Below are 24,752 nucleotides of genomic sequence, written 5' to 3'. Positions count from 1 at the left end.
CGTAGCGAGAGGGGGCGAATGGGTCGGCCTGTACGCCGGGTTCTGTCCGGGGGCGCGAGCCCCGTGGACGGTCATCTCTCTCGGCGACACGTTGCCGTGCCGCTCCAGCGGCCTACCCGAGGACTCGGCGAGCCGCGTCAGCATCCTCTGTCTGGCCTTGCTCCGGGCGAGGTTTACCTAGCAGGTCGCGTCACCGCGACCCCGGTGGTCTCTTACACCGCCGTTTCACCCTTACCGCGGCCGAAGCCGTGGCGGTCTGTTCTCTGTGGCACTGTCTCGCGGATCACTCCGGGTGGGTGTTACCCACCGCCCTGCCCTGTGGAGCCCGGACGTTCCTCGGCGCTGTGCGGCGAACCGCCAGCGACGCGACCGTCCAGCCGACCCATTCGCGTTCGTGAGTCTAGTCCGATCCCTGGGACGACTCCTCGCTGTGCGAACGGAGCGAGGCATCATACCTCAAGATCGCAGCACCTCTTGTCAGGCAACACCCAGGAGGAGTAAAAAGAGCAGGTGCGGCGTCAGGGGTAGGCGCCAGGGCAAGGCGACGCGACAGGGGAGATCACATGCGTGCCGAAGCGACTCAGAACCATGTCCCGAAGCGCCGTACCGCCGCGATCATCAGCGCGGTCACGGCGTGGCTGCTGGTCAGCACCGCGCTCGCGCCCGCCGCCGCGCAGGCGCTCGTGGACGAGCCGAACGACGTCGTGTCGCTGCGAGCGAATCTCGGCGCACTGGCCGAGGTGTTCGTGGGCGAGTATGAGGAGGTCGGCCCGCTCGCCGATCCCGTCCCCCTGAGCGACACCTCCCCCGGGGCCGATCCGCTGCGGCCCGGCGACGCGCTCGATCTGGCCGGAGTGCTGAAGGTCGGCATCACCGACAAACTGCTCGCGCAGCAGGGTACGACGGCGACGCTCGAGGAGTTCGTCGCCCAGGTCGACACCGAACTCGACGGAACCGTCGGCGACTCCGAGCTCGCCGTCGAGGCGACGGCGATCGTGTCCGACGACGACGTGAGCGGCTTCGACCTCGCGATCGAAGTCTCGCGCACGCTCGACGGCGCGATCGCGGTGACAGACCCCAGCGGGCCGGGCGGCGTGCCCGTCCGCCTCGTCGCCACCGCGCCGTTCGACCTCGCCTTCACGTTCACCGCATCGTTGCGCACGAGCGCCGACGGTGCGCTCTTCTGGCTCGACACGACGGCCGGTGAACCCGAAGTCGGACTCACCGCCACCCTCGACCACGGCGGACCGTTCACGTTCCCGAGCGGGACCGCGGCCATCGGCGTGGCCGATGTCGAGGTTCTCACGGGAAGCACCGTCGACCTCGACGCCTCGTGGAACGGCGTCGTCGACGACACGAACGACGACGGACGCCTGGCTATGGTCGAGCCCGTGCTCGGCGGCGGCGGAAACACCCCGGGCGAACTCACCATGCCCGCCGACCAGCTGACCGCCTTCGTACCGACAGGTTCCGCGGTAGCCGACGTCCGATTCGGCTCCGCCCTCGTCGGGCTCGGTACTTCTCCGTCACCGGCGCTCGCCCTCGACGCCGACCTCGCGACGGCGCCCGATCTCGTCGCAGAGCTCACCGGCGCGGCAGACGATCTCGAGGATCTCGCCGCGTTCACCCGCATCACCCCGGTCGACCTCGTCTCGGGCATCGTGCAGTACGGAACGCTGCTCCGGTCGCTGCAGAAGCACCCGAACGTCGACGAGGTGCTCCCGCTCACGGGTGGCCGGCTCTCGGACCTGTACGACCTCAGCTCCGAGTTCAACGCGCTCGCCGACAGCCTCATCACCATCGAGAAGATCGACGCCGACGCGGACCCGACGGATGAGACCGTGCCCGATGTGGTGGTCGTCGGCATCACGACCGTCGGCGACCTCGCCGACAAGCTCGATGACCAGATCACGGGCGTCGGCGCGATCACACCGGTGTACAACCCCGCCACGCAGGAGGTGCGGCTCGACCTCGAGGTCACTCGCGGCCTCGACGGACTCGCCGCGATCGAACCGGTGCTCGGCGACGGCTCGGAGGTCGCTCAGCTCGCGTTCGGCGACCAGCTCCTCGATCAGACAGGGCTCCGCTCGGTGGCGAAGCCCGGCGGAACGCCGCCGGTGCAGCCGCAGGTCGACGTCGCGTACGACATCGACCTGCCCGTCCTGATCGACCTCGCCGAGGCTGTGCCCGCCAGCGACGATCTCACGACGCCTGTCATCGAGTTCGAGGCGCCCATGGTGTTCGAGCGGTTCCGCACGGAGCTCACCGACGCCGCCGAGCTCGAGGTGACACACCTCGTCGACGCCGGTGTCGATGCGGCCGGTCAGATCGGCATCGTGCCGGTGTCGATCGGCGGACACTTCCAGCTGCTGCAGGACGGCTCCGATCCGACCACGGCCGCCGACGTCGATCCGGCGTCGGGAGCCACCTCGACGCCGCGGATCACCGACCTCCTGGGCGGCATCTACGAGCAGGAGGGTCAGCCCCCGACGCATCCCGTCGCCGTGGCCGCCCGGCACGCCGTGGTCGACGTCGACCTCGAGGTCGACGGACACGGCGTGGATCCCGCGGAAACGCTCACGGATTCGCCCGGCACGTTCGCCGTCGACGGCACCGGATTCGACCCGTCGACCTTTACCGCGGGTGCGACCAACGACGAGGCCGAACTGTTGCGCGCGCTCGACGTCGACACGTCGGAGCCGACCCGCCTGCTCGGCCGGGTCATCGACTCGATGGGCGAGGTCACCGACAGCATCGGTGCGCTCGACGGCGGTCTCGCCGCCGCCGGCCTCGACAACCCCGTCGTGCCGTTCCTCAACAAGGGCGCGCAGCGCCTGCTGGAAGACGTCGTCGACCTGCAGGCGCGGTACGACGAGTTCCGCGGCGGACCGACGCCGGTCGACCTCGCGGGCCTCGAGTCCGGTCTTGAGGCGGCTTTCGCGCAGATCCCGGGCGAGACACCCGACGCGACGTTCGACGTGCGCTTCGAGCTCGTCGACACGGATGCCGGCCCCGACGTCGCGGGCGGGCTCATCCTTCGTCTCTCCGGTGGCAGGGAGCGATCCGTCGAGGTGCCGCTGGCGCTCGACGATGCATCGATCCCGGCGATCTCCACGAGCGGCGGCGGCATCCTCGCCGACCTCGCCGCCCAGCTCGACCTCGGCGTCCTCGTCGGGCTCGCGCCCGGCAACGCGGACGTCGCCCCCCAGATCCTCGACTCCAGCCGCATCGCGATCAGCGCCGGCATCGCGGAGTCCAGCCCGGGTGCCGCCGAGCTCGCCGTCAACCTCGGACCGTTCTCGGCTCAGCTCGGCGACGCCGACAACGCCACGGGGCGCATCGCGCTCGGCGTCGAGCTCGGGCTCGGCCGCACCGGCGCACCCGCGCCCGGAGACGACGCCGAGGAGCCGCTCGCCCTCTCCGACTACTTCGACACCGGCCTCGACCTCGCACTCGGCTCGTCGGCCGACGGCGGATCGTTCACGTGCGACCCCGGGATCGCGGGCCTCGCCCCCGTTGTCGGGACCTACGGCTGCGCGGCGATGCCCGTGCTCGCCGACCTCGGCACGGGGCTCAAGACCATCGGCGGCAACGACCCCGCGACGCCGGATGCGGGCGACTACCTTCAGGTGAAGGTCGACGACCTCGCAGCTCCCGACATCACGGCCCCGGCGAACCTCGACGCGATCATCCAGGGCCTGGAGTTCGCGTTCGACGGTCTCACCGACGGATTCTCCTCGCTCGCGCAGATCCTCGATGCGGCGATCGCCGCCTCGACGGCGGGCGGCCATCTGCCGCTCATCGGCGAAGACCTCGCTCAACTCGCCGACGGCCTCGAGCAGTTCAAGGCGTACCTCGAGAACCCGCCGCTCGACGGCATGCCCGGGGCGACGGTCGACTCGGCCGTGTTCGGCCCGAACGGCCTGCGCGACCAGCTCGCCGCCGAGCTGTCAGGCATCGGCATCCTCCGCGACAGCGACTACGCGGCGGTCGGCACGTGGGGCGGCGACCCCGCCGGCGACACGACGCCGAACGCCACCGACATCCGCATCGTCGCGGTCTGCAACGGCGTCGTCTGCCCGGCGGGAGCGCTTCTCACCGACCTCGACGACCTCACTGTCGAGCTCGAGCTCGGCCAGGGCGCCCGAGGCCTCGGCGCCGCAGGCACCTGCGCCGCGGGCGAGGGCACCGAGTGCCCGGGAACAGTGGAGATTCCGTTCGACCTCGGCCTTCCGGGCCTGCCGATCAGCCTCGACGGAAATGTCGTCGCGCAGGCGGGCTGGACCATCGAGCTCGGCTTCGGCCTCTCGCGCGAGGACGGCTTCTACCTGCTCGACAACCCGGTGCCGGGCACCGGCGTGCCGGACGCCGAGCCGGGCAACGGCCCGGAGGAGATCCGGGTCAACGTCGGTGCGTCGATGGGCACCGAGCCGATCAGCGGCCACATCGGGTTCATCGCGATGGAGGCGACCGACCAGATGCCGAACGGCAACGCCAGCGGTGCACGCCTGATCGCGCAGCTCGGCCTCGACGCGCCGGCCACCTGTGACACGATGGCCGATCCCTACACGCTCGGACTCGTCGGCACCTACTGCACGAGCCGGATCCTGCTGACCGACCTGCTGACGGGCGACCCGTCGCGGTTCGTCGCGTCACCGCGACTCTCCGGCGATATCACGCTCGGCGTCGGCATCACGACCGGGATCGCTTCCGGCAGCGCGGTGAACAAGACGCTTCCGACCTTCACCGCCGACTTCTCGTTCGCGTGGGGCTTCACCGACGCCGGCTTCGGCGATCCGGTCATCGCGCTCCGCGACATCAGCGTCGCGCCGGGGCAGATCTTCGAGCGCATGTTCGGCAAGGTGCTCGACGAGCTCACGCCGATACTCGAGCCCACCAAGCCGGTGCGCGAGTTCCTCTTCTCGCCGATCCCGGTGATCAGCGACCTCTCCGAGTTCTTCGACGGTCCGCCGGTGACGATGGTCGATCTCGCGAAGCTCGCGGGCTTCGTCGACGTCGAGCTGCTGAAGGACCTCGACACGCTCCTCGACTTCCTCGACACCGTGCGCGACCTCTCGACGACGGGCGAGATCGTGCTCGTCGACGAACTCCTCTTCGATCCGGCTGCCGCACAGGGCCCGCCGAAGACGCCCGACCAGGTATCGGAGCTGTGGGGAGGGACCGACCCGGTCGATCCGAACCTCGACCTGATGGACGAGGTCGGCCAGGCGATCGACGCGGCGGCACCCGCGCCGCTGGCAGCCGGTGACTCGCCGTCGGAGGCCTGGGAGGGTCTCGGCGAGGGGTCCGCCGGTGACGGCGCCTCCGACTTCACCTACCCGGTGTTCGAGAACCCCGGGTGCCTGGTCGAAGTGCTCCTGGGCAACGACTGCGCGATCGTCGAGTGGCGTCCGGACCTGCTGAACGTGCACATGGAGTACTCGATGAGCTTCGGGCCGTTCTTCGGGGTCCTCTACCTCACGATCGGCGGCGAGCTCGACGCGAAGGCCCAGGTCGGTGCGGGCGTCTCGACGCGCGGCATCCGCCTGCTCGGCGAGCAGCTGCTCGAGGACGGCACCAGCGACTTCGACGCGGGATCGGTCGGCAAACTGTTCGTGCAGAGCCTGTACCTGACCGACCTCGATCGGGAGCAGAAGGACGTGCCGGAGTTCACCGTCTCGGGCACGATCAAGGCGGGCGCGAAGTTCGATGCCCTGATCGTCGCAGCCGGCGTCGACGGCGGCATCACAGCCACGTTCGGGCTGAACCTGGACGACCGTCCGCAGGCGGACGGGCGCATGTACATCGATGAGATCATCGCGAAGATCAACACGCCGATCTGCCTCTTTGTCATCGAGGGCAAGCTCATCGCCTTCCTCGAGGTGTGGGCGCGGTTCGGAGTGTGCCCGTTCTGCTATTCCGACACGTGGCGCCTCGCCGAAGTCACGCTCTTCGAGTTCTCGTCGTCGTGCGACACGTCACCGCCGGACCTCGCAACCCCGGACGGCGATGCCGTCAAGCTGAACGTCGGCAGTCGAGCCGTGCACCGCGGCAGTCTCACCGAGATCACCGCCGAGGCCTACGTGGTCAGGCAGCTGACCGCGGTGCCAGACGGTGACGGGAACCATCGGTTCAGCATCTCGGCCTTCGGCTACACCGAGGAGGAGACCGGCAAGCGCATCGTGATCGAGAACGCTGCAGGCGACGATGACTCGTTCGCCTTCCTCGGCGGCGGCGACGGCGCTCAGATGCAAAGTGGCACCGACGGCGGGAACGCGTGGCCGTTCACGGCGCCCATCGACGCGAATCTCGGCACGGGTGACGACACCCTCATCGCGGGCAGCGGGGACGACCTCGTCGCCGGAGACGGCGGCTCCGATGTCATCAACCTCGGTGATGGCGCGAACCAGGGCTGGGGCGACCAGCGCGACGGGGGCGGCGACGGCATCGACGCGCTCGCGGGCGGTGACGACGTCGACAAGATCTGGGGTGGCCCGTCGGGCGACACGATCGACGGCGGCCTCGGTGCCGACGAACTCTTCGGCGAGGCCGGCAACGACAAGGTGTCCGGCGGAGACGACCACCTCGTGGTCCCGGCCGGCGAGGACGCGCCCGACAACGCCGCAGCCACGAACCGGCTCGACGTGGGCGACCTGATCGTCGGCGGCGCCGACTTCGACACGCTCGTCGGCGGGTCCGGCGACGATCGGATCTACGGCGACCAGCAGTATGCCGACGGCACGGCGATCTCCGACGAGTCTCCGGCTGCCGCGGCCGGCGACGCCAATGATCTGATCGAGGGCTCCGGCGGCTCCGACACGATCTTCGGCGGCGGTGGCGAGGACGAGATCCACGGCGGCTTCAAACTCGCGGTCGCAGGCGTCGACGATTCGCCCGACCACCTGCAGGGCAACACCGGCAATGACCGGCTGTACGGCTCCGGCGGCGACGACGATCTCTGGGGCGGTCCGGACGCCGACAGGATCTGGGGCGATGACGGCGACGACGACGGCCACGGTCAATCCGGTGACGACCCCGAGGTGCGGGGCGGCCCCGGCAGCGATCAGCTGTGGGGCGGCGGGGGCGCCGATGCGCTGTTCGGCGACGATGGTGCTGACGAGCTGATCGGCGACGGCGACGGCGCGGCCGGCGCGGGCACCACCGGTGCCGACACCGCCGACGGCGGCAGCGGCGACGACATCGTCCTCGGCGATGACGGCACGATCGGAGGCTCACCGGGGGCCCGGGTCCCGGCGCCGAGCGAGACCGACGGCGTCGGCGACCCGTCGCTCGGCGGCGGCGAGGGTGCAGACCGCATCTACGGCGAGGGCGGTGACGACTTCGCCTACGGCGGCGGTGGCGACGACCTCGTGCACGGCAACGGCGGTACGGACGAACTGCACGGCGAGACCGGCGACGACGAGGTGTGGGGCGATGCGGATGCCGACCTCGGGTTCGGCGGCACCGGTGACGACGTCGTCCTGGGCAACGCCGCGAACGATGTGCTTCACGGCCAGGAGGGCATCGACCTCGTGGTCGGCGGCAATCTGTCGACGAGCGGCGCCGACACCGGCGACGAAATGTACGGCGGTCCCGACCACGACCGGGCGTTCGGCGACGACGTCACGGTCGCGATCGGCCTGAACGGACAGCTCGACGCTCTCGATGCGGTTTCGATCGAGCCGTCGAACGATGTGTCGACCTACGGCGACGATGTCGCCGACGGCGGCACCGGACGTGATGAGGTGCACGGACAGGACGGCGACGACCTCCTCTACGGCGCCGAGGACTACGACCAGGTGTTCGGTGAGCTCGGGGACGACCGCCTCATCGGCGGCGCCGGACCCGATGACCTGGTCGGCGACCAGGGCACGATCGCTCCGGCGGCTCGCGTCGTGGCCACGCCCTCGGGCGGCTGGCTCCCCGGCACGCCCGCGGGCTCCCCCGACACCGTGATCCAGCTGGTTGCGCCTGGGCTTGGCGGGGAAGACCTGATCTGGGGCGACTTCGATACGGCGGATGCCCCGTGGCCCGCCGGCGGCGACGACCGAGGCTTCGGCGGGCAGGGAACCGACACGCTCCGCGGTGGGGCACACGACGACCACCTTGAGGGCAACGCCGGCCAGGACCGCATCTTCGGGTTCGACGAGGATTCGACGAACGCGACCGACGGCGCGGACGACCTCATCGGCGGATCCTCGCCGGTGAATCCGCTCGCGAACCCTGACGGCGCGAACCTCGCCCCCGACGCCGGCGAGGTCGAGATGCAGGGCAATGGCGACGACGACGTCATGACCGGCGACAACGCCGTGCTCACGCGCGTGGCGGATGGCGACGAGTGGGCGGTCGACCCGGTGACGGGCGGCGTGCTCCGCGAGGTGACGCTGCTCGACACCGAGAAGGCCGACGTCCTGCTCGCACTCGTCTCGGGCGGTGACTTCATGGTCGGCAACGGCGATCCCGACCGGATGTTCGGCGAGGGCGGCAACGACCTCGTGAAGGGCAACGCGGGAGACGACCTCGTCGAGGGCAACCAGGGCGGCGACTGGCTGGAGGGCAACGGCAACGAGGACGACCTCATCGGCGGCTCGTCGTTCCCGGACCAGCGCGACTCGGGCGATGTGCTCTGGGGTGGCGGCGGAGCCGACGTGCTGGCGGGTGACAACGCGTGCATCGTGCGCGACGTCCCCGGCGTCGATTTCGAGCCGGAGTCGTGCCCCGCGCTCGACACACCGGCGCCGAGCGACTTCCACTACGTGACGAGTCAGCTGGGCGTCCAGACACCGCGTGGACTGATCTACCACGACCTCGACGGACCGGTCTCGAGCGAATTCGGCATGGACGTGCTCAACGGCGGTTCCGCCGTCGACGCCGAGTTCGGCCAGGACGCTTCGGACTTCCTCTTCGGCGACAGCGGGGCGGACTTCCAGCACGGCAACGGAGGCGCGGATGTCGTCGTCGGCGACCGGCCGTACACCGACTACGCCGGCATCCTGCTGCCGCCCGAGGTGGGCGGCACGCTGCCGGCGCTGCCGACGCTGCCGGCAGGGCTGCCCGGAGTGCCGAGCATGGGGGTCGAACTGGTCGGCACGCCGCAGCCGGACGGGCAGGACGACCAGTTCGGCGGATCGAACCTGGCAGGCCACCGTGATTCCGGCGACTGGCTCTTCGGCGACGGCGAGGCTGACTTCCAGCTCGGCGACAACGGCGAGCTGAACCGCACCGTCGAGGACGGCGCGTACGCGGTCTACGAGGAGCGCTACCCGGGCAACGAAGCACCCGCCGACGGGAGCGGCGTCATCGAGCGCGAGGTGGTCCGATACGACGTCGGCGCGTCCGCGGGAGCGGGGGTCTGGGGCGCCGACCTCATCTTCGGCGGCAACGGCACGAACCCGCTGATCTCGGCGGACGCGGGCGACGGCGACGACAGCCAGTGGGGCCAGGACGGCGACGATCGGCTCTTCGGGGAGGACGGCGACGACGACCAGTACGGCGAACTCGGCGCCGACACGATGTGGGGCGGCGACGGTGAGGACGCGATGGTCGGCGACCGCGGTGGCGTGCAGACGCGCTTCGTGGAGATCGACGGCAGTGATGCGGGCGATCCCGACATCGTGACGCACACCAGCCAGGGCCCTCCGGGGATCAACCTCGGCGGCCCCGACAGTGGAGCCCAGGATGCCGTGCTGCATCCGTTCGAGGCGCACCCGCTGTACCGCGGCACGTCCCTCAGCCATGACCGCGACGGCTCGGTGCTCACGCTCAACGGGCACGATGCCGGCGGCGCCGACCGGATGCGCGGCGGACCCGGGCATGACTCCCTGCACGGCGGGGAGGGCGCGGACCTCATGAACGGCGACTCCGGCGGCGACTATGTTTACGGCGACGACGGGGCTGACGCGATGTGGGGCGGCCGCGGCAACCCCACGCTCACCGTGCCGGATCTTCCGAGCCGCAACGATCCGGGCAGCGACGGCCAGTGGATCGACGTCCTCTTCGGTGGTCGCGGACTGAATGCGACGGAGGCCGGGGCCGACATCCTCGACTACCAGCCGCGTGCCGGCATCGACGCTCCGGCGTGGTTCACCCTGGTCTCACCGTACGCAGACACAGCGCCGGAGAACACCGGAGCGGAGACGCGTCAGCACCACCACGGCACAGACTGGATCTACGGCGGCTGGGACCGCGACGTGCTCCAGGGCGACGTGGCGGCGAATGGCCCGAACGACGGCGACAAGCTGCTCGACTGGAGCGGTGCCTACAACCTGTACACGCACTGCAACTCCGCGTACGGCGGCTGGAACGACGTGCGCAAGCCCGACCCGAACAACCTGGCGGGCCTCGAGAAGCTCGCCTACGTGACGGGTGCCCGGACGGACTTCGACGGTGCGCCGACGCTCGCCGACGTGCAGGCCTCGAACGGGTCCGCCTACCGCGAAGTCGCCATCGTCTACACGAAGGACGTCAAGAACAACACCGGCAAGGCCTTCTCGGGCACGCCGGGCCACTTCCAGGACTTCATCTGCACGAGCGACTGAGGGGAGATCACGCCTTCGCGGCGGAGTCGACGACACGCACCTCGAGGGGGAAGTCGATCGGGAACCCGCCGAAGAGCAGCCGGGCCGCGCTCGCTGCGGCATCCGCCACCGCCTGCGCCGCCTCGTCGGCGTAGGCGGCTGGCGTGTGCACGATGACCTCGTCGTGGAGGAAGAGCGCGAGATGCGGACGCGTGGCGAAGACGCGGCCCGATCGTGGCGCGGCATCCGCGGTCGTCACCGGCGGCATGTCGGCGAGGCGCGTCCGCAGGTCGGCGAGCCAGGCCAGCGCCCACTCCGCCGCGGTGCCCTGGACCACGAAGTTGCGGGTGAATCGGCCTCTGTCGCGTGCCCACCGGCGTGCGCGGGTCTGATCGGCCTCCGACGCCTCGGCCTCGGTCGCCTGCGATTGCGCCGTCGCCCACACGCCGGACGGAGGCGGCGATGTGCGGCCGAGCCAGGTGGTGACCGACCCGCCGTCCTCGCCGATGCGGGCGGCGTCATCGACCAGCCCCATCGCGCGGGGATACGCGCGGCGCAGACGCGGCACGAGACGCCCGGATTCGCCGGTGGTCGCCCCGTACATCGCGCCGAGGATCGCGACCTTCGCTTCGGCGCGGGTCGCCACGGCACCCGTGTCGACGATCCCGGCATAGAGGTCGCGACCCCGCGCGGCCTCCGAGAGCGCGGTATCGCTCGCCATCGCCGCGAGCACGCGCGGCTCGAGCTGGGCGACGTCTGCGACGACGAGCTTCCATCCCGGGTCCGCTCGCACCGCCTCGCGCAGCTGGCGCGGCAGCTGCAGTGCTCCCCCGCCCGATGATGCCCACCGCCCGGTGACGACGCCCGCGGGCACGTAGACCGGCCGGAAGCGGCCGTCGTGCACCCATTCCGCGAGCCATGCCCAGCCGTTGGCCGAGAGCAGGCGCGAGAGCTTCTTGTACTCCAAGAGCGGTTCGACCACCGGATGCCGCTGCTCGGCGAGTTCCCACCGGCTCGTCGACTCGACCAGCACGCCGACGCGGTGGAGCGAGCGCAGCAGCTTCGGCTGCGAGTCGAGGCTCGCCGCCGGGTCGCCGAGTGCCGCTCGCACCTGCGCCGCGGCGGCCGCGAGGCGGGCGGGCTGGCCACCGCCTGCCGGGCGCTCCCCCAGTGCGTCGGTCAGGATGCGGTCGTGGGCCGCCGCGTCCCACGGCAGCCCCGCGCAGCGCAGCTCGACGGCGATGAGGGCGCCGGCCGACTCTGCGGCGGTGAGCAGTCGCAGCCGGGACGGGGCTTCGGAGCCCGCGATGGCGGCACGTTGACGTGAGAACTCGCGCAGCGCCTCGTCGAGGTCGTCGGGAGGACCCGCGCTCGCGGTGCCGCCGTCGAGGTCGAACAGCGTCGGCGCCGGGGCACCCGACGACTCGGCTGCGATCGGAGTCGCGGCATCCCAGCGCACCGCGTCACGTACCGATGCGGTAGGCGTCACCAGCGCCGACCCGCGCAGGATCGCGTGGCACAGCCGCAGGTCGTGACACCGCGCGACGCGGACCCCGCCGTCGAGCAGAGCCGTGTACCACTGCGGCGTGTCGTGCCACACCCAGCGGGGACCCGACGCGGCCTCGCGAGCCGCAACCCAGGCGTCCAGCTCGCCGGCCGGAACACGGGTCCGCGCGACCTCGAGGCCATCGCCGTCGAGATCCGCGGCAATGATCCCCGAGCTGTCCCGCCCCATGACGATCCACGCCGGCTGAGCCACCGCCCCGCCTGCGGTCACCGCCTCACGGCGGGTCTCGCCGTCAGAGACCGCTCTCTCCATCGCGCACGAGGATGCAGCCGCACTCGGGGCAGGTCACCACGTCGTCGTCGGCTGCCCGGCGGATCACCTGCAGATCGGTCCCCGCGAGCACCATGCGACACCCGCCGCAGGTACGCTGCGCGAGCATGGCCGCGCCTGCGCTGCGCTGGGCGACCTTGTCGTAGAGCGCGAGGAGGTCTGCGGGCACACCGCCGGCGACGGCGGCGCGGTCACGGGTCGCAGCGTCGAAGGCGGCGGATGCCTCGGCGACGACGCGCTTGCCCTCGGCGCTCAGCTCGGCGCCGTCGGCGTTGGTCTGCGCGATGAGCGCCTCCTGCTCGGCGACGGCTGCATCGGCCCGCTCGAGCCGTTCCATGACCTCGAGCTCGGCATCCTCGAGATCGCTCTTGCGCCGTGCGAGGGCCGCGAGCTCGCTCTCGAAGCCCTGCGCCTGCTTCGGGTTCGTCGACGTCGCGAGCCGGTCGGCGTCGCGGGCGCTGCGCGCATCGACGACCGCGACATCCGACTCGATACGTGACAATTCGGTGCGGAGGTCATCGCGTGCTCCGAGGCGCGCGGTCAGCTCCTGCGAGAGCTCCTGGCGGCGCGCCAGCAGCTCCTGGACGCGCGCGGCCTGGGGCGGATTCTTGCGCGCGTGGTCGGCGGCGCGGATACGGGCATCGAGCTCGGCGACCTCGACGAGGCGACGCTGGTCGGCAGGGCTGGAGTTCACGCCTCCAACCTAGTCGCCCGATCGTGAAGTGGTGGGCCCAGAGAGACTCGAACTCCCGACTCCCTCGGTGTAAGCGAGGTGCTCTGACCAACTGAGCTATAGGCCCGTGACGCTCAAGTCTACGAGGTGCTCCTGGTGCTCTCCGACTCGGTAGGCTGACACTCGGTGCGTTGTGCATGACTGACAAAGCATGCGGCGCTCCTGTTGCGATTCCCTGGCACGATCTGCCAGACGACGAAAGGTCATCTGTGACTGTCAACGATCAGGATCCGTACTCCCAGGGCCCCCTCGACAGCGACCCCGACGAGACCGCCGAGTGGCAGGAGTCCCTCCAGCAGCTCGTGCAGGCCAAGGGGCGTGGGCGCGGACGCGAGATCATGCTGAGCCTCCTCCAGTCCTCGCACGACCTGCAGCTCAATGTGCCGCAGGTGCCGACGACCGACTACATCAACACCATCTCGCCCGACAACGAGCCGGACTTCCCCGGCGACGAAGAGCTCGAGCGCCGCTATCGCCGCTGGATCCGCTGGAACGCCGCGGTCACCGTGCATCGCGCGCAGCGACCGGGCATCGGCGTCGGCGGGCACATCTCGACCTACGCGTCGTCGGCCTCGCTCTACGAAGTCGGGTTCAACCACTTCTTCCACGGCCTCGACGATCCGTCCGGCGGCGACCAGGTCTTCATCCAGGGGCACGCCTCCCCCGGCATCTACGCGCGATCCTTCCTCGAAGGACGCCTCACCCAGGAACAGCTCGACGGGTTCCGCCAGGAGAAGTCGAAGGGCGCCGACGGCATCCCCTCGTACCCGCACCCGCGCCTCATGCCGGACTACTGGCAGTTCCCGACGGTGTCGATGGGACTCGGGCCCATCAACGCCATCTACCAGGCGATGTCGAACAAGTACCTCACCAACCGCGGCGTAAAGGACCTCTCGAACTCGCACGTGTGGGCGTTCCTCGGCGACGGCGAGATGGACGAGGTCGAAAGCCGCGGCCAGCTGCAGGTCGCGGCGAACGAGGGCCTGGACAACCTCACATTCGTCGTCAACTGCAACCTTCAGCGACTCGACGGCCCGGTGCGCGGCAACGGCAAGATCATCCAGGAGCTGGAGAGCTTCTTCCGGGGTGCCGGCTGGAATGTCATCAAGGTGGTGTGGGGCAGCGGCTGGGACGAGCTGCTCGCCAACGACACCGACGGCGCCCTCGTGCGCCTGATGAACACGACGCCGGACGGCGACTTCCAGACCTACCGCGCTGAGGACGGCGCCTTCATCCGCGAGCACTTCTTCGGGCGCGACGAGCGCACGGCCGCGCTCGTGAAGGACTGGTCCGACGAGGATATCTGGGGCAAGCTCCGCCGCGGCGGGCTCGACTACCGCAAGGTCTACGGCGCCTACAAGGCCGCCGTCGAGCACAAGGGCCAGCCCACCGTGATCCTCGCGAAGACCATCAAGGGCTACGGGCTCGGCCACCACTTCGAGGGCCGCAACGCGACCCACCAGATGAAGAAGATGACGCTGGAAGACCTCAAGCACTTCCGCGACTCGATGCGCATCCCGATCTCCGACGCGCAGCTCGAGGAGAATCCGTATCTGCCGCCGTACTACAACCCCGGCGCGCAGGACGAGACGATCCAGTACATGCTCGAGCGCCGGCGCGAGCTCGGCGGCTTCCTGCCGGAGCGGCGCACGCACCACGTCGGTCTCGAGCTGCCCGGCGACCAGGCCTACGCGCTTCCCAAGAAGGGCTCCGGCACGCAGGAGATCGCCACCACGATGGCGTTCGTGCGACTGCTGAAGGACCTGCTGCGCGCGAAGGACTTCGGCCACCGCATCGTGCCGATCATCCCCGACGAGGCCCGCACGTTCGGCATGGACGCGTACTTCCCGACGGCGAAGATCTACAACCCGAACGGCCAGAACTACACCTCGGTCGACCGTGAGCTGCTGCTGGCGTACAAGGAGAGCCCGCAGGGCCAGATCCTTCACGTCGGGATCAACGAGGCGGGCGCCCTGGCCGCGTTCACCGCGACGGGCACGTCGTACGCGACGCACGGTGAGCCGCTCATCCCGGTCTACGTCTTCTACTCGATGTTCGGATTCCAGCGCACCGGCGACGCGCAGTGGGCAGCCGGCGACCAGATGGCCCGCGGGTTCATCATCGGCGCCACCGCCGGACGCACGACGCTCACGGGCGAAGGGCTCCAGCACGCCGACGGACACTCGCACCTGCTGGCGTCCACGAACCCCGCCACGGTCGCCTACGACCCCGCCTACGGGTACGAGATCGCGCACATCGTCCGCTCGGGCATCGAGCGCATGTACGGCGGCGAGCACCCCGACCCCAACGTCATGTACTACATGACGGTCTACAACGAGCCCTACGTGCAGCCGGTGGAGCCCGAGGGTGTCGACGTCGACGGCATCGTGCGCGGCATCCACCGCATCTCCTCGCCCGAGGGCGACGGACCCCGCGCGCAGATCCTCGCTTCGGGCGTGGGCGTGCCGTGGGCGCTCGAGGCGCAGCAGCTGCTGCGCGACGACTGGGGCGTGCAGGCCGACGTGTGGTCGGTGACCTCGTGGAACGAGCTGCGCCGTGACGGCCTCGCCGCCGACGAGCACAACTTCCTCCACCCGGATGCTGAGCCCCGCACGGCCTACGTCAGCGAGAAGCTGCGGGCTGCCGAAGGCCCCGTGGTCGCCGTGAGCGACTTCATGCACGCAGTGCAGGACCAGATCCGCCCGTGGGTGCCGAACCGCTTCGTCACCCTCGGTGCAGACGGGTTCGGGTTCTCCGACACGCGTCCTGCTGCTCGGCGCTACTTCAAGATCGACGGACCGTCGGTCGTCGTGCGCACGCTTCAGGCGCTGGCCGAGGACGGCACCGTGGATCGCGGTCTCGCCGCTCAGGCGATCGAGAAGTACCGTCTGCACGACGTTTCGGCCGGCACCAGCGGGAACGCGGGCGGCGAGAGCTGACACGACCGATGTCCGGCCCCGCCTCGATGGACAAGTCCGACACCCTCGCCTGGCTGCGACGGATCTCGGGCGACCTCGCGACGGTGACGATCAAGCGACTGGAGGACACTCTCCCCTGGTATGCCGAGATGCCGCCGGCGCGGCGCTCGGCGGTCGGGCTGGTCGCGCAGGCGGGCATCACCGCGTTCATCCAGTGGTACGAGGACCCCACATCGACGCCGTGGATCGCGGCCGACATCTTCGCAGCGGCTCCGCGTGAGCTGCTGCGAAGTGTCAGCCTGCAGCAGACGCTGCAGCTGATCCGTGTCACCGTCGAAGTCACCGAGGAGCGGGTCGCCGGCAAGGGCGAGCATCTGCGGGAGGGAATCCTCCTCTACTCGCGCGAGGTCGCGTTCGCCGCCGCCGATGTGTATGCGCGGGCCGCCGAGGCCCGGGGCCTGTGGGACGCGCGCCTGGAGGCGCTCGTCGTGGACTCGATCCTCACGGGCGAGGCCGATGAGGAGCTGCCCAGCCGCATCGCGGCGCTCGGCTGGCACGGTCACGGCGAGGTGGCGGTGCTCGTGGGTACGACGCCGCCGCAGTTCGACATCGATCAGCTGCGTCGCACCGCTCGAAAGCTCGGCGTCGACGTGCTCATCGGCGTGCAGGGCTCGCGGCTCGTGCTCGTCGTGGGCAGGGCCGAACCTCCCGCCGGCAGCGAGGAGATGACCCCGACCCTGCCGTTCACCGAGATCGCGAAGCGCCTCGAGCCGGGATTCGGCACCGGGTACCTCGTGCTCGGACCGACGGTGCCAGCGCTCGTGGATGCCGGCCAGAGCGCCCGTGCTGCGCTTGCCGGTTTCGCCGTCGCGCGCGCCTGGCGGCATGCGCCGCGTCCGGTCGAGGCCGACGACCTGCTCCCGGAGCGCGCGCTGGCCGGCGATCCCCTCGCCAAGCACACCCTGGTCGATCGCATCTACCGGCCCCTCCAGGCGCACAGCGCGGATCTCGTTGCGACGCTGTGGAGCTATCTCGACAACGGCCGCTCGCTCGAGGCGACTGCGCGCGAGCTGTTCGTGCATCCGAACACAGTGCGCTATCGGCTCAAGCGCGTCTCCGAGGTGATCGGGTGGGATGCCACCGGTCCGCGCGAGGCGCTCATCCTCCAGACTGCGCTGATCCTCGGCTCGATCGGAACCGACGCCACCCGGCGTCGGCCGCCGTCGACCCGGCGAACGCGCCCCTGAGCTGTACGACCCGCACAAAGCCTTCCGGCATTCTTGTGCCGGGATCGCCAGAGGGCGCGCCATGATCCTTGGCAGGATGGAGAGGTGATGATCGCCGTTTTCCCTGGTCAGGGGTCCCAGTCCCCCGGGTTCCTGCTTCCGTGGCTCGCGCTCGACGGCGCCTCCGACCGTCTCGCCGCATACTCTGAATGGTCGGGCGTCGACCTCGTCGCCGCCGGCACGGAGTGGGACGCCGATCGCATCCGCGACACGCAGGTCGCCCAGCCCCTCATCGTCGCCGCGAGTCTGCTGTCGTGGGGCGCCCTCGACGCCGAAGCTCGCACGAAGATCGGCGGCGTCGCGGGTCACTCGGTCGGCGAGTTCGCCGCAGCCGCAGCCGCAGGCATCCTGTCCGAGGAGGATGCGATGCGTCTCGTCGGCATTCGCGGACGGGCCATGGCGGATGCCGCAGCCGTCGAGCAGACCGGCATGAGCGCTGTCATCGGCGGTGACCAGACAGCGGTCGTGGCACGCCTCGAGCAGCTCGGGCTGACGCCCGCCAACTACAACGGCGGAGGTCAGCTCGTCGCCGCAGGCTCGCTCGAGGCGCTGCAGGGGCTGGCGGCGGAGCCCCCAGCCGGCACACGCGTGATCGCTCTGCAGGTCGCGGGTGCTTTCCACACCCGGTACATGGCTCCCGCCGTCGAGACACTCCGCCGTGCCGCCGCGGAAGTGACGGCATCCGATCCTGCGCTCATGATCTGGAGCAACCGCGACGGCGAGCCCGTCTCGTCGGGTGAGGTGTTCGTCGAGATGCTCGTCGCCCAGGTCGCCTCGCCCGTTCGCTGGGACCTCTGCATGACCTCGTTCGCGAGCGCCGACGTCTCCGCCCTCATCGAGCTCACTCCCGCTGGTACGCTCGTCGGGCTCGCCAAGCGCGCGCTGCGCGGCGTCCCCGCGGTGGCTGTGAAGACCCCCGACGACCTCGAGGCCGCCGCGGCGCTGCTCGGCGCCGCCGACGTCCGACCGGAGGCCTCCGCATGACCCGCACCCTCATCCAGCCCACCGGCGTCGCCCATACGCGCATCTACGCGTACGGCGCCGCGCGCGGTGAGATCGCCGTCCCCAACGACGACCTCGTCGGGCCCATCGACTCGAGCGACGAGTGGATCCGCCAGCGCACCGGGATCGTCACGCGCACGCGCGCGGTCGCCGAAACCGACGCGATCGACCTCGCCACCGATGCGGCGCGTGAGGCCATCGAGCGTTCGGGCGTCGACCCGGAGCTGATCGACGCTGTCATCGTCGCGACGATCAGCAACCCGAAGCAGACGCCCTCGGTGTCGGCTATCGTCGCCGACCGCGTCGGGGCGAACCCCGCCGCAGCCTACGATCTCAACGCCGCGTGCGCGGGCTTCGCCTACGGCGTCGCTCAGGCCGACGCACTCATCCGCGCCGGAGCCTCGCACTACGCTCTCGTGATCGGCACGGAGAAGCTCAGCGACGTCGTCGACCCCGCCGACCGCAGTATCTCGTTCCTCCTCGGCGACGGGGCGGGTGCGGTCGTCATCGGGCCGAGCGAAACCCCCGGCATCGGACCGACCGTGTGGGGATCCGACGGGTCCAAGGCAGAGGCCGTCGGGATGAACGGCACGCTCACCGACTTCCGCGACGGCAAGGTGGCGTGGCCGACCCTGCGCCAGGAGGGCCCGACGGTCTTCCGGTGGGCGGTGTGGGAGATGGTGAAGGTCGCGCGGCAGGCTCTCGAGGCGGCCGGTATCGAAGCCGCCGATCTCGCCGCCTTCGTGCCGCACCAGGCGAACATGCGCATCATCGACGAGTTCGCCAAGCAGCTCGGGCTTCCCGACACCGTCATCGTCGGTCGGGACATCGAGACGACCGGGAACACCTCCGCGGCATCCATCCCGCTCGCTACCCACCGACTGCTGGAAGAGCACCCCGAACTCAGTGGCGGGCTCGCCCTTCAGATCGGCTTCGGCGCCGGACTGGTGTTCGGCGCCCAGGTCGTCGTGCTCCCGTGAGCGGCGAAGCCCCGACCCTAGACTGAGACCCGGCCCGCAACCGGTCCGCGAACCCCGAAGAAACAGGAGACACCCATGGCATTCACCACCGACGAGGTCCTCGCCGGACTCGCCGAGCTCATCACCGACGAGACCGGCATCTCGGCCGACGAGGTCGCGCTCGAGAAGTCGTTCACCGACGACCTCGACATCGACTCGATCTCGATGATGACGATCGTCGTCAACGCCGAGGAGAAGTTCGGCGTCACCATTCCCGACGACGAGGTCAAGAACCTCAAGACCGTCGGTGACGCCGTCAGCTTCATCACGTCGAACCAGGCGTAGCAATCGATGGGGCTCCGCCCCATACCCCCGGTGTGCTGATGTGCACCACCCCCGGTGGGGGCTGTGAGCCCCCACCGGCAGACTTCACGAGGATCGTCACCGCATGAGCAACTCCCGCATCGTCGTCACCGGCATCGGCGCGTCGTCACCCCTGGGTGGCACCGCCCCCGAGAGCTGGTCGGCGCTGCTCGACGGCGTCTCGGGCGCCGCCACGCTCGAGTACGACTGGGTGGAGCAGAATCAGCTCCCGGTCACTTTCGCCGCGCAGGCGAAGGTGCGCCCCGACACGGTTCTCGAGCGGCCGATCGCCAAGCGGCTCGACCCCTCAGCGCAGTTCGCGCTCGTCGCTGCCAAGGAGGCGTGGGCGGACGCCGGCAGCCCCGATGTCGACCCCGAGCGACTGGGCGTCGACTTCGCGACCGGCATCGGCGGGCTCTGGACGCTGCTGGACGCAGCGGACACTCTCCGCGAGAAGGGACCGCGTCGTGTCATGCCGATGACGGTGCCGATGCTCATGCCGAATGCGGCAGCCGGCAATCTGTCGCTGCACTTCAACGCCCGCGCGTACGCTCGCACGGTCGCCAGCGCCTGCGCGTCGAGCACCGAGTCGATCGTCAACGCGGTCGAGCACCTGCGCGCCGGCCTCGCCGACGTGGTGATCGCCGGCGGCACCGAGGCGGTGATCCATCCGGTCACGATCGCGGCCTTCGCGTCGATGCAGGCGCTCTCGCGACGCAACGACGACCCCGCCACCGCATCGCGACCCGGCAGCATCGACCGCGACGGCTTCGTCATGGGCGAGGGCGCTGGGGTGCTGATCCTCGAGACCGAGGAGCACGCGCGTGCGCGCGGTGCCAAGATCTACGCAGCCGTCGTGGGCGGCGGCGTCACCGCCGACTCGTACCACATCACCGCCAACGACCCCGAGGGTCTGGGCGCCGCCCGTGCCGTGCGCATGGCGCTGGAGATGGCGGGCGCCTCTCCCGACGACGTGACCCACATCAACGCGCACGCGACGTCGACGCCCGTGGGCGACCCCAACGAGTACCAGGCGCTGCGGGCCGTCTTCGGCACGCGTGTCGACGACATCCCCGTGTCGGCTACGAAGGCCTCGACCGGCCACCTTCTCGGCGGCACCGGGGCACTCGAGGCGATCTTCACGATCCTCGCGATCCGCGATCGTCAGGCGCCGCCCACCATCAACCTCACGACGCAGGATCCCGAGGTCCCCTTCCGCCTCTCGGGTTCGCCGACACCGCTCGACGCGGGTGACCAGCTCGCGATCAGCAACTCGTTCGGGTTCGGCGGCCACAACGCCGTCGCGGCATTCGCCTCGGTGTAGGCGCATACGACAGACGCCCTCGGTCGCTCTCGATCCGTCGAGGCGCCGGGGGCGTCTATCGTGTCAGGCGGTGATTCGCGTTCCCGCGGCCCGGGATCATGGGGCCTCCGAGCCTCGGTAGTGACGCCTCGGCCCGCCTGAGTCTGTGGGTGGTTCAGCCGACCTTGTGCAGCCACACCACGCGGGCGTCGTCGCTCGCGTGACGGAACGGCTCGAGTTCCTCGTCCCACGCCGCACCCAGTGCGATCTGAAGCTCGCGGTGGAGTTCCGCCGCATCGCCGCCGGCCACCTCCAGGGCGTACCGGATGCGGTCTTCGCCGATCACGACATTGCCCGCGGTATCGGTCTGCGCATAGTGGATGCCGAGCCCGGGAGTGTGCAGCCAGCGGCCGCCGTCACTGCGCGGCGTCGGATCCTCGGTGACTTCGAAGCGCAGGTGCTCCCACCCGCGGATCGCCGTGGCCAGAGCCGCGCCGGTTCCGGCCGTGCCGTCCCAGTAGAATTCAGCCCGCCGGCTGCCTGCGAGCACCGGCTGCTCTGCCCATTCGAAGCTGACGGCTCGCCCGAGGGCTCGACCGACCGCCCACTCCAAGTGGGGGCACAATGCCCGTGGCGCAGAGTGAATGAAGATCACTCCACGCGCCTGTGGTGTCGCCATCATCTCTCCGTTTCATCAGGTGCGTCTTCCCCAACGACCTGACACGGATCCGTGGCGTTCTGTTCGATTGTGCTGGGGCCATTATCGCCCACCCGACGAGCAAATGACAAGGCTGTGATTACCGTGTCGCGGCGTATGAGAGAGCCCCGGTCGCGAGGACCGGGGCTCTCTGCTGAGGGAAGCCGTGCTCAGGCCTCGCTCATGACGTTCACGGCGGCCTGACCCTTGGCTGCGTAGTAGGCCGCGCGCGCGGCGTCCTTGCGCGCCTGCTCGAGGTAGCCGGCGTCGAGGATGTCCTGATCGACCTCGAAGCTGTCGACCCGGTTCACGCCGTTGTACTTCTCGATGTAGGCGTCGAGCTCGGGGCCCGAGGTCCACGACGTGATGAGGTTGTAGCGCGGCTCGGTGCCGACGTGGGTCGCGGCGTGCCAGAGGCGCTGCGTGTCGATGATCAGCTGCGCGCCGGCGGGAAGCGCGATCCGCGTCTCGCCTTCGGGATCGGTGCGGTTCTCGCGAAGGACGAAGAAGCTGTCCTTGTCGTCCGTCAGATTGAAGAATCCGCGCACGACCCAGCCGGTGCCGTCGGGGTTGAGGCGATTGTTGTCGTCCTGGTGCAGGTTGTAGAGGCAGTCGCCGTACGGCGTCGGCTGCAGTTCGATCACGCGGCAGCGGCCGACGTTCGCGCCGGGCTCCTGCGCGCGCCGCGCGAGGTTCGGAGCCTTCTGGACCTGCGATTCGATCCAGACGCCGTCCTTGTCGGTGCGCGGCGGCTTGTGGTTCCAGAAGCCGTTGCACTCGATGTCGCCGAAGGCGCTGGCAAGGGGCGCGAAGCGGGTGTCGCCCGAGGACTTCCAGTCGTTGTACTCGATGTCGAGCCACTCCTGGGGGTCGAGCTCCTGGTTGTATCGGTCGAGGACGACGTAGCCGGTCTCTTCGAGAGCGGCGCACTTGATGTAACCCATGACGGATCATGCCTTTCGGTAGGCGGGCCAGCACGTTTCAACAAGCCCAACTTAGGCAAGCCTACCCCGGTGCCCTGTGCCGCCCCCGGCGCCGGCGCCGTGAATATCGGATGCCGCGGCCTCGGCATCCGATACCCGTCGAGTAGGCTCGACAGGCTATGGTCAACGCCACCAATGTCGACGCGACCGCGGTCAACACCCTCCGCTGGCTCGCCGCCGGCGACTGGACGATCGTCGTGCCCGTCTACCAGCGTCAGTATCGCTGGGACATCGGCGGCTGCGAGCAGCTGCTCTCCGACATCCGCGCCGTCGCCGATCTCGGCGATCGGCACATGCACTTCATCGGGTCGATCCTGTCGTCGGTCAGCCACGATGCCGCGTCCCCGGAACTCGTGCTGATCGACGGTCAACAGCGCATCACGACACTCATGCTGCTGGTCGCGGCGCTGCATCACACGGTGCGAGACGTCGATCCGGAACTCGCACGGCAGCTCGAACGCGTTCTGGTCGCGGCGACCGATCCGGTGCGGACGAAGCTGCGCCCGCACCGCGCATGGGCCGACGTCTTCGAACGCGTCGTCCTCGACCGTGCCGACTCGGCGACGGCCGTTCGGGACTCCCGCTTCGACGACAACTACGCCTTCTTCCGCAGTCAGATCAGCCCGGACGAAGCGCCGCGCATCTGGCGGGGGCTGCAGAAGCTCGAGCACGTCGCCATCACCATCGGCGCCGGAGCGAACGCGCAGCAGATCTTCGAGAGCCTCAACTCGACCGGCGAGCCGTTGCGCGACCACGAGCTGATCCACAACTACGTGCTCATGGGACTCAGCCACGCCGAGCAGAGCGCGGTCGAAGAGGCATACTGGCTGCCCATCGAGCGGAACACGGGCGCGTCGATCGCGGCGTTCTGGCGTCAGTACCTCGTGATGGTCACGGGTCGCGAGGTCACCCTCGCGGACGGTCGCGGCGTATATGACGCGTTCCGTCACGTGTTCCCGCGTCTGGAGTACGACGACCTGCGCGAGCACGCCGCGACATGGCGGCAGTTCTCCGAGATCTACCGCATCCTGTTGGAACCCGCGCACGAATCGGATCCCGAGATCGCGCGTCAGCTGCGGTACGTGAACACGTTCGGAACGGCGCTGTATCCGCTCGTGATGAGGGCCTATCGCGAGTACCAGGATGCTCTGATCACAAAGGGCGAGCTCATCGAGACCCTGGAGCAGGTCCAGGCGCTTCTCGTGCGCCGCACCGTCGTCGGCGTTCCCACGGAACGACTTGTCGCACGGCTGTGCCGCGCGCGCGACGACGGCATCGACGCGCTCGTGCTGGCGATCTCTCGCATCACTCCGTCGGACAAGCGTGTGCGAGTGGCTCTGAAGTACACGCCTCTCCCCCACGCGCGCTACGTCCTCGGGCGTCTCGCGGACGCGGACGGGGCCGACCTCGACGTCGAGCACATCTTCCCCCTCGCTCCCGGCGACGCGTGGAGCGGTGACGGCGTGCGGGCGTGGGCCGACTACTCGGAGGACGAGCAGAACAGCCACCGTGCCCTGGCGCAGACGCTCGGCAATCTCGCGCTGCTCGAATCCGATCTCGCGTCGCAGGCATTCGACCGATCGTTCCCCGGCAAGCGCACCCTGTATGCGCAGAGCGATGTATCGCTCACACGTGATGTCGCCGCGACCGACGCGTGGGGCACGGCGGCGATCTCAGCGCGCTCCGCCCTGCTGACACAGCGCTTCGTCGAGGTGTGGCGGCGTCCGGGCGATGTCGGCATCGACGACGACGGGCTCACGCCGATCCTGGATGCCGTGCATCGGCGTGGCTGGCCGCGCGGCTGGCAGCGGGAGTGGGACTACGTCGAGTACCGCGGGGAGCACTGGGAGGTGTCCGACGTCAAGTACCTCTTCAACCGCGTCTTCAAGCGTCTCTGGGCTGATGCCCGAGCCGACGTCATGGCATACAGCGCTCGGCGCGGCGGGCCGGTCTACACGGCGCAGTCGTGGAACGGGCAGTGGGATCGCCTCGACGACGAGCACTCTCTCTACATGGGGTGGGACTCGAGCTACATGCTCAGCGCCGTGCAGGGCGTCCTCGACGAGGCGGGCCTCGCGCCCGAGGTGTTCGTCAAGTACTCCTACATCGGCGCCGCGATGTAGGCGCGGGGTCGGGCGCTAGGCTCGATACGCG

At 69.8% G+C, this 24,752-nt stretch carries 12 protein-coding genes, 1 tRNA gene and 1 other RNA gene; 8 read left to right on the top strand and 6 right to left on the bottom strand.

Going from position 1 to position 24,752, the window contains the following annotated elements:
• Nucleotides 1–15: 15 nt before the first annotated feature.
• Nucleotides 16–385: RNase P RNA component class A (rnpB, locus tag FFS15_RS02990), an RNA gene on the bottom strand.
• A 178-nt stretch (nucleotides 386–563) separates the two neighbouring features.
• On the opposite strand from rnpB, the gene FFS15_RS02985 reads away from it, so the two are divergent.
• Complete coding sequence (locus FFS15_RS02985) at nucleotides 564–10,538, top strand: calcium-binding protein (protein ID WP_137843520.1); 9,975 nt, start codon at nucleotides 564–566, stop codon at nucleotides 10,536–10,538.
• A gap of 7 nt (nucleotides 10,539–10,545) precedes the next feature.
• Here the strand turns inward: FFS15_RS02985 and FFS15_RS02980 are convergent, their stop codons facing one another.
• The 3 genes from FFS15_RS02980 to FFS15_RS02970 form a co-directional block, all read right to left on the bottom strand.
• Nucleotides 10,546–12,336: a bifunctional 3'-5' exonuclease/DNA polymerase gene (locus tag FFS15_RS02980; protein ID WP_171013062.1), complete on the bottom strand. Its 1,791-nt coding sequence runs from the start codon at nucleotides 12,334–12,336 to the stop codon at nucleotides 10,546–10,548.
• The gene (locus FFS15_RS02975; RefSeq protein ID WP_137843519.1) at nucleotides 12,317–13,048 is read right to left on the bottom strand and encodes a C4-type zinc ribbon domain-containing protein; all 732 of its coding nucleotides are present in this window, start codon (nucleotides 13,046–13,048) and stop codon (nucleotides 12,317–12,319) included. The genes FFS15_RS02980 and FFS15_RS02975 overlap by 20 nt, the downstream gene beginning before the upstream one ends.
• Before the next feature lie 29 nt (nucleotides 13,049–13,077).
• Nucleotides 13,078–13,154 (bottom strand) — tRNA-Val (locus FFS15_RS02970).
• A 142-nt stretch (nucleotides 13,155–13,296) separates the two neighbouring features.
• Between FFS15_RS02970 and aceE the strand changes: the two genes are divergently transcribed.
• The 6 genes from aceE (at nucleotide 13,297) to FFS15_RS02940 (ending at nucleotide 20,939) form a co-directional block, all read left to right on the top strand.
• Nucleotides 13,297–16,026 carry a pyruvate dehydrogenase (acetyl-transferring), homodimeric type gene (gene aceE / locus FFS15_RS02965; RefSeq protein ID WP_137843518.1) on the top strand — a complete coding sequence of 910 codons (2,730 nt, stop codon included), beginning with the start codon at nucleotides 13,297–13,299 and terminating at the stop codon, nucleotides 16,024–16,026.
• Between the two features lie 8 nt (nucleotides 16,027–16,034).
• Nucleotides 16,035–17,252: a helix-turn-helix domain-containing protein gene (locus tag FFS15_RS02960; protein ID WP_137843517.1), complete on the top strand. Its 1,218-nt coding sequence runs from the start codon at nucleotides 16,035–16,037 to the stop codon at nucleotides 17,250–17,252.
• Between the two features lie 84 nt (nucleotides 17,253–17,336).
• On the top strand, nucleotides 17,337–18,275 hold the full coding sequence (locus FFS15_RS02955; RefSeq protein WP_137843516.1) for an ACP S-malonyltransferase: 939 nt from the start codon (nucleotides 17,337–17,339) through the stop codon (nucleotides 18,273–18,275).
• On the top strand, nucleotides 18,272–19,273 hold the full coding sequence (locus FFS15_RS02950) for a beta-ketoacyl-ACP synthase III (protein WP_137843515.1): 1,002 nt from the start codon (nucleotides 18,272–18,274) through the stop codon (nucleotides 19,271–19,273). The genes FFS15_RS02955 and FFS15_RS02950 overlap by 4 nt, the downstream gene beginning before the upstream one ends.
• A 75-nt stretch (nucleotides 19,274–19,348) precedes the next feature.
• Nucleotides 19,349–19,597, top strand: coding sequence for an acyl carrier protein (locus tag FFS15_RS02945; RefSeq protein WP_137843514.1), 249 nt, complete (start codon nucleotides 19,349–19,351; stop codon nucleotides 19,595–19,597).
• Between the two features lie 103 nt (nucleotides 19,598–19,700).
• Nucleotides 19,701–20,939 carry a beta-ketoacyl-[acyl-carrier-protein] synthase II gene (locus FFS15_RS02940; protein WP_137843513.1) on the top strand — a complete coding sequence of 413 codons (1,239 nt, stop codon included), beginning with the start codon at nucleotides 19,701–19,703 and terminating at the stop codon, nucleotides 20,937–20,939.
• Between the two features lie 154 nt (nucleotides 20,940–21,093).
• Here the strand turns inward: FFS15_RS02940 and FFS15_RS02935 are convergent, their stop codons facing one another.
• Together FFS15_RS02935 and FFS15_RS02930 are read right to left on the bottom strand one after the other, a co-directional pair.
• Nucleotides 21,094–21,597 carry a DUF3145 domain-containing protein gene (locus FFS15_RS02935; protein ID WP_137843512.1) on the bottom strand — a complete coding sequence of 168 codons (504 nt, stop codon included), beginning with the start codon at nucleotides 21,595–21,597 and terminating at the stop codon, nucleotides 21,094–21,096.
• 188 nt (nucleotides 21,598–21,785) lie between these two features.
• The gene (locus tag FFS15_RS02930; RefSeq protein WP_137843511.1) at nucleotides 21,786–22,559 is read right to left on the bottom strand and encodes a hypothetical protein; all 774 of its coding nucleotides are present in this window, start codon (nucleotides 22,557–22,559) and stop codon (nucleotides 21,786–21,788) included.
• A 158-nt stretch (nucleotides 22,560–22,717) separates the two neighbouring features.
• Between FFS15_RS02930 and FFS15_RS02925 the strand changes: the two genes are divergently transcribed.
• Complete coding sequence (locus FFS15_RS02925; RefSeq protein ID WP_137843510.1) at nucleotides 22,718–24,721, top strand: DUF262 domain-containing protein; 2,004 nt, start codon at nucleotides 22,718–22,720, stop codon at nucleotides 24,719–24,721.
• Nucleotides 24,722–24,752: the final 31 nt, after the last annotated feature.

This window comes from Microbacterium sp. 2FI (assembly GCF_005502885.1).
Taxonomy (GTDB): Bacteria; Actinomycetota; Actinomycetes; order Actinomycetales; family Microbacteriaceae; genus Microbacterium.
The sequence above is the reverse complement of the archived record's forward strand: the minus strand, read 5'-3'. Positions and strand labels throughout refer to the sequence as shown.

What these genes read in the sequence shown, in the direction of transcription:
- FFS15_RS02985 (WP_137843520.1), top strand. Translation starts at nt 564, where the DNA reads ATGCGTGCCGAAGCGACTCAGAACCATGTCCCGAAGCGCCGTACCGCC.
- FFS15_RS02980 (WP_171013062.1), bottom strand. Translation starts at nt 12,336, where the DNA reads ATGGAGAGAGCGGTCTCTGACGGCGAGACCCGCCGTGAGGCGGTGACC.
- FFS15_RS02960 (WP_137843517.1), top strand. Translation starts at nt 16,035, where the DNA reads ATGTCCGGCCCCGCCTCGATGGACAAGTCCGACACCCTCGCCTGGCTG.
- FFS15_RS02950 (WP_137843515.1), top strand. Translation starts at nt 18,272, where the DNA reads ATGACCCGCACCCTCATCCAGCCCACCGGCGTCGCCCATACGCGCATC.
- FFS15_RS02945 (WP_137843514.1), top strand. Translation starts at nt 19,349, where the DNA reads ATGGCATTCACCACCGACGAGGTCCTCGCCGGACTCGCCGAGCTCATC.
- FFS15_RS02940 (WP_137843513.1), top strand. Translation starts at nt 19,701, where the DNA reads ATGAGCAACTCCCGCATCGTCGTCACCGGCATCGGCGCGTCGTCACCC.
- FFS15_RS02935 (WP_137843512.1), bottom strand. Translation starts at nt 21,597, where the DNA reads ATGGCGACACCACAGGCGCGTGGAGTGATCTTCATTCACTCTGCGCCA.
- FFS15_RS02930 (WP_137843511.1), bottom strand. Translation starts at nt 22,559, where the DNA reads ATGGGTTACATCAAGTGCGCCGCTCTCGAAGAGACCGGCTACGTCGTC.
- FFS15_RS02925 (WP_137843510.1), top strand. Translation starts at nt 22,718, where the DNA reads ATGGTCAACGCCACCAATGTCGACGCGACCGCGGTCAACACCCTCCGC.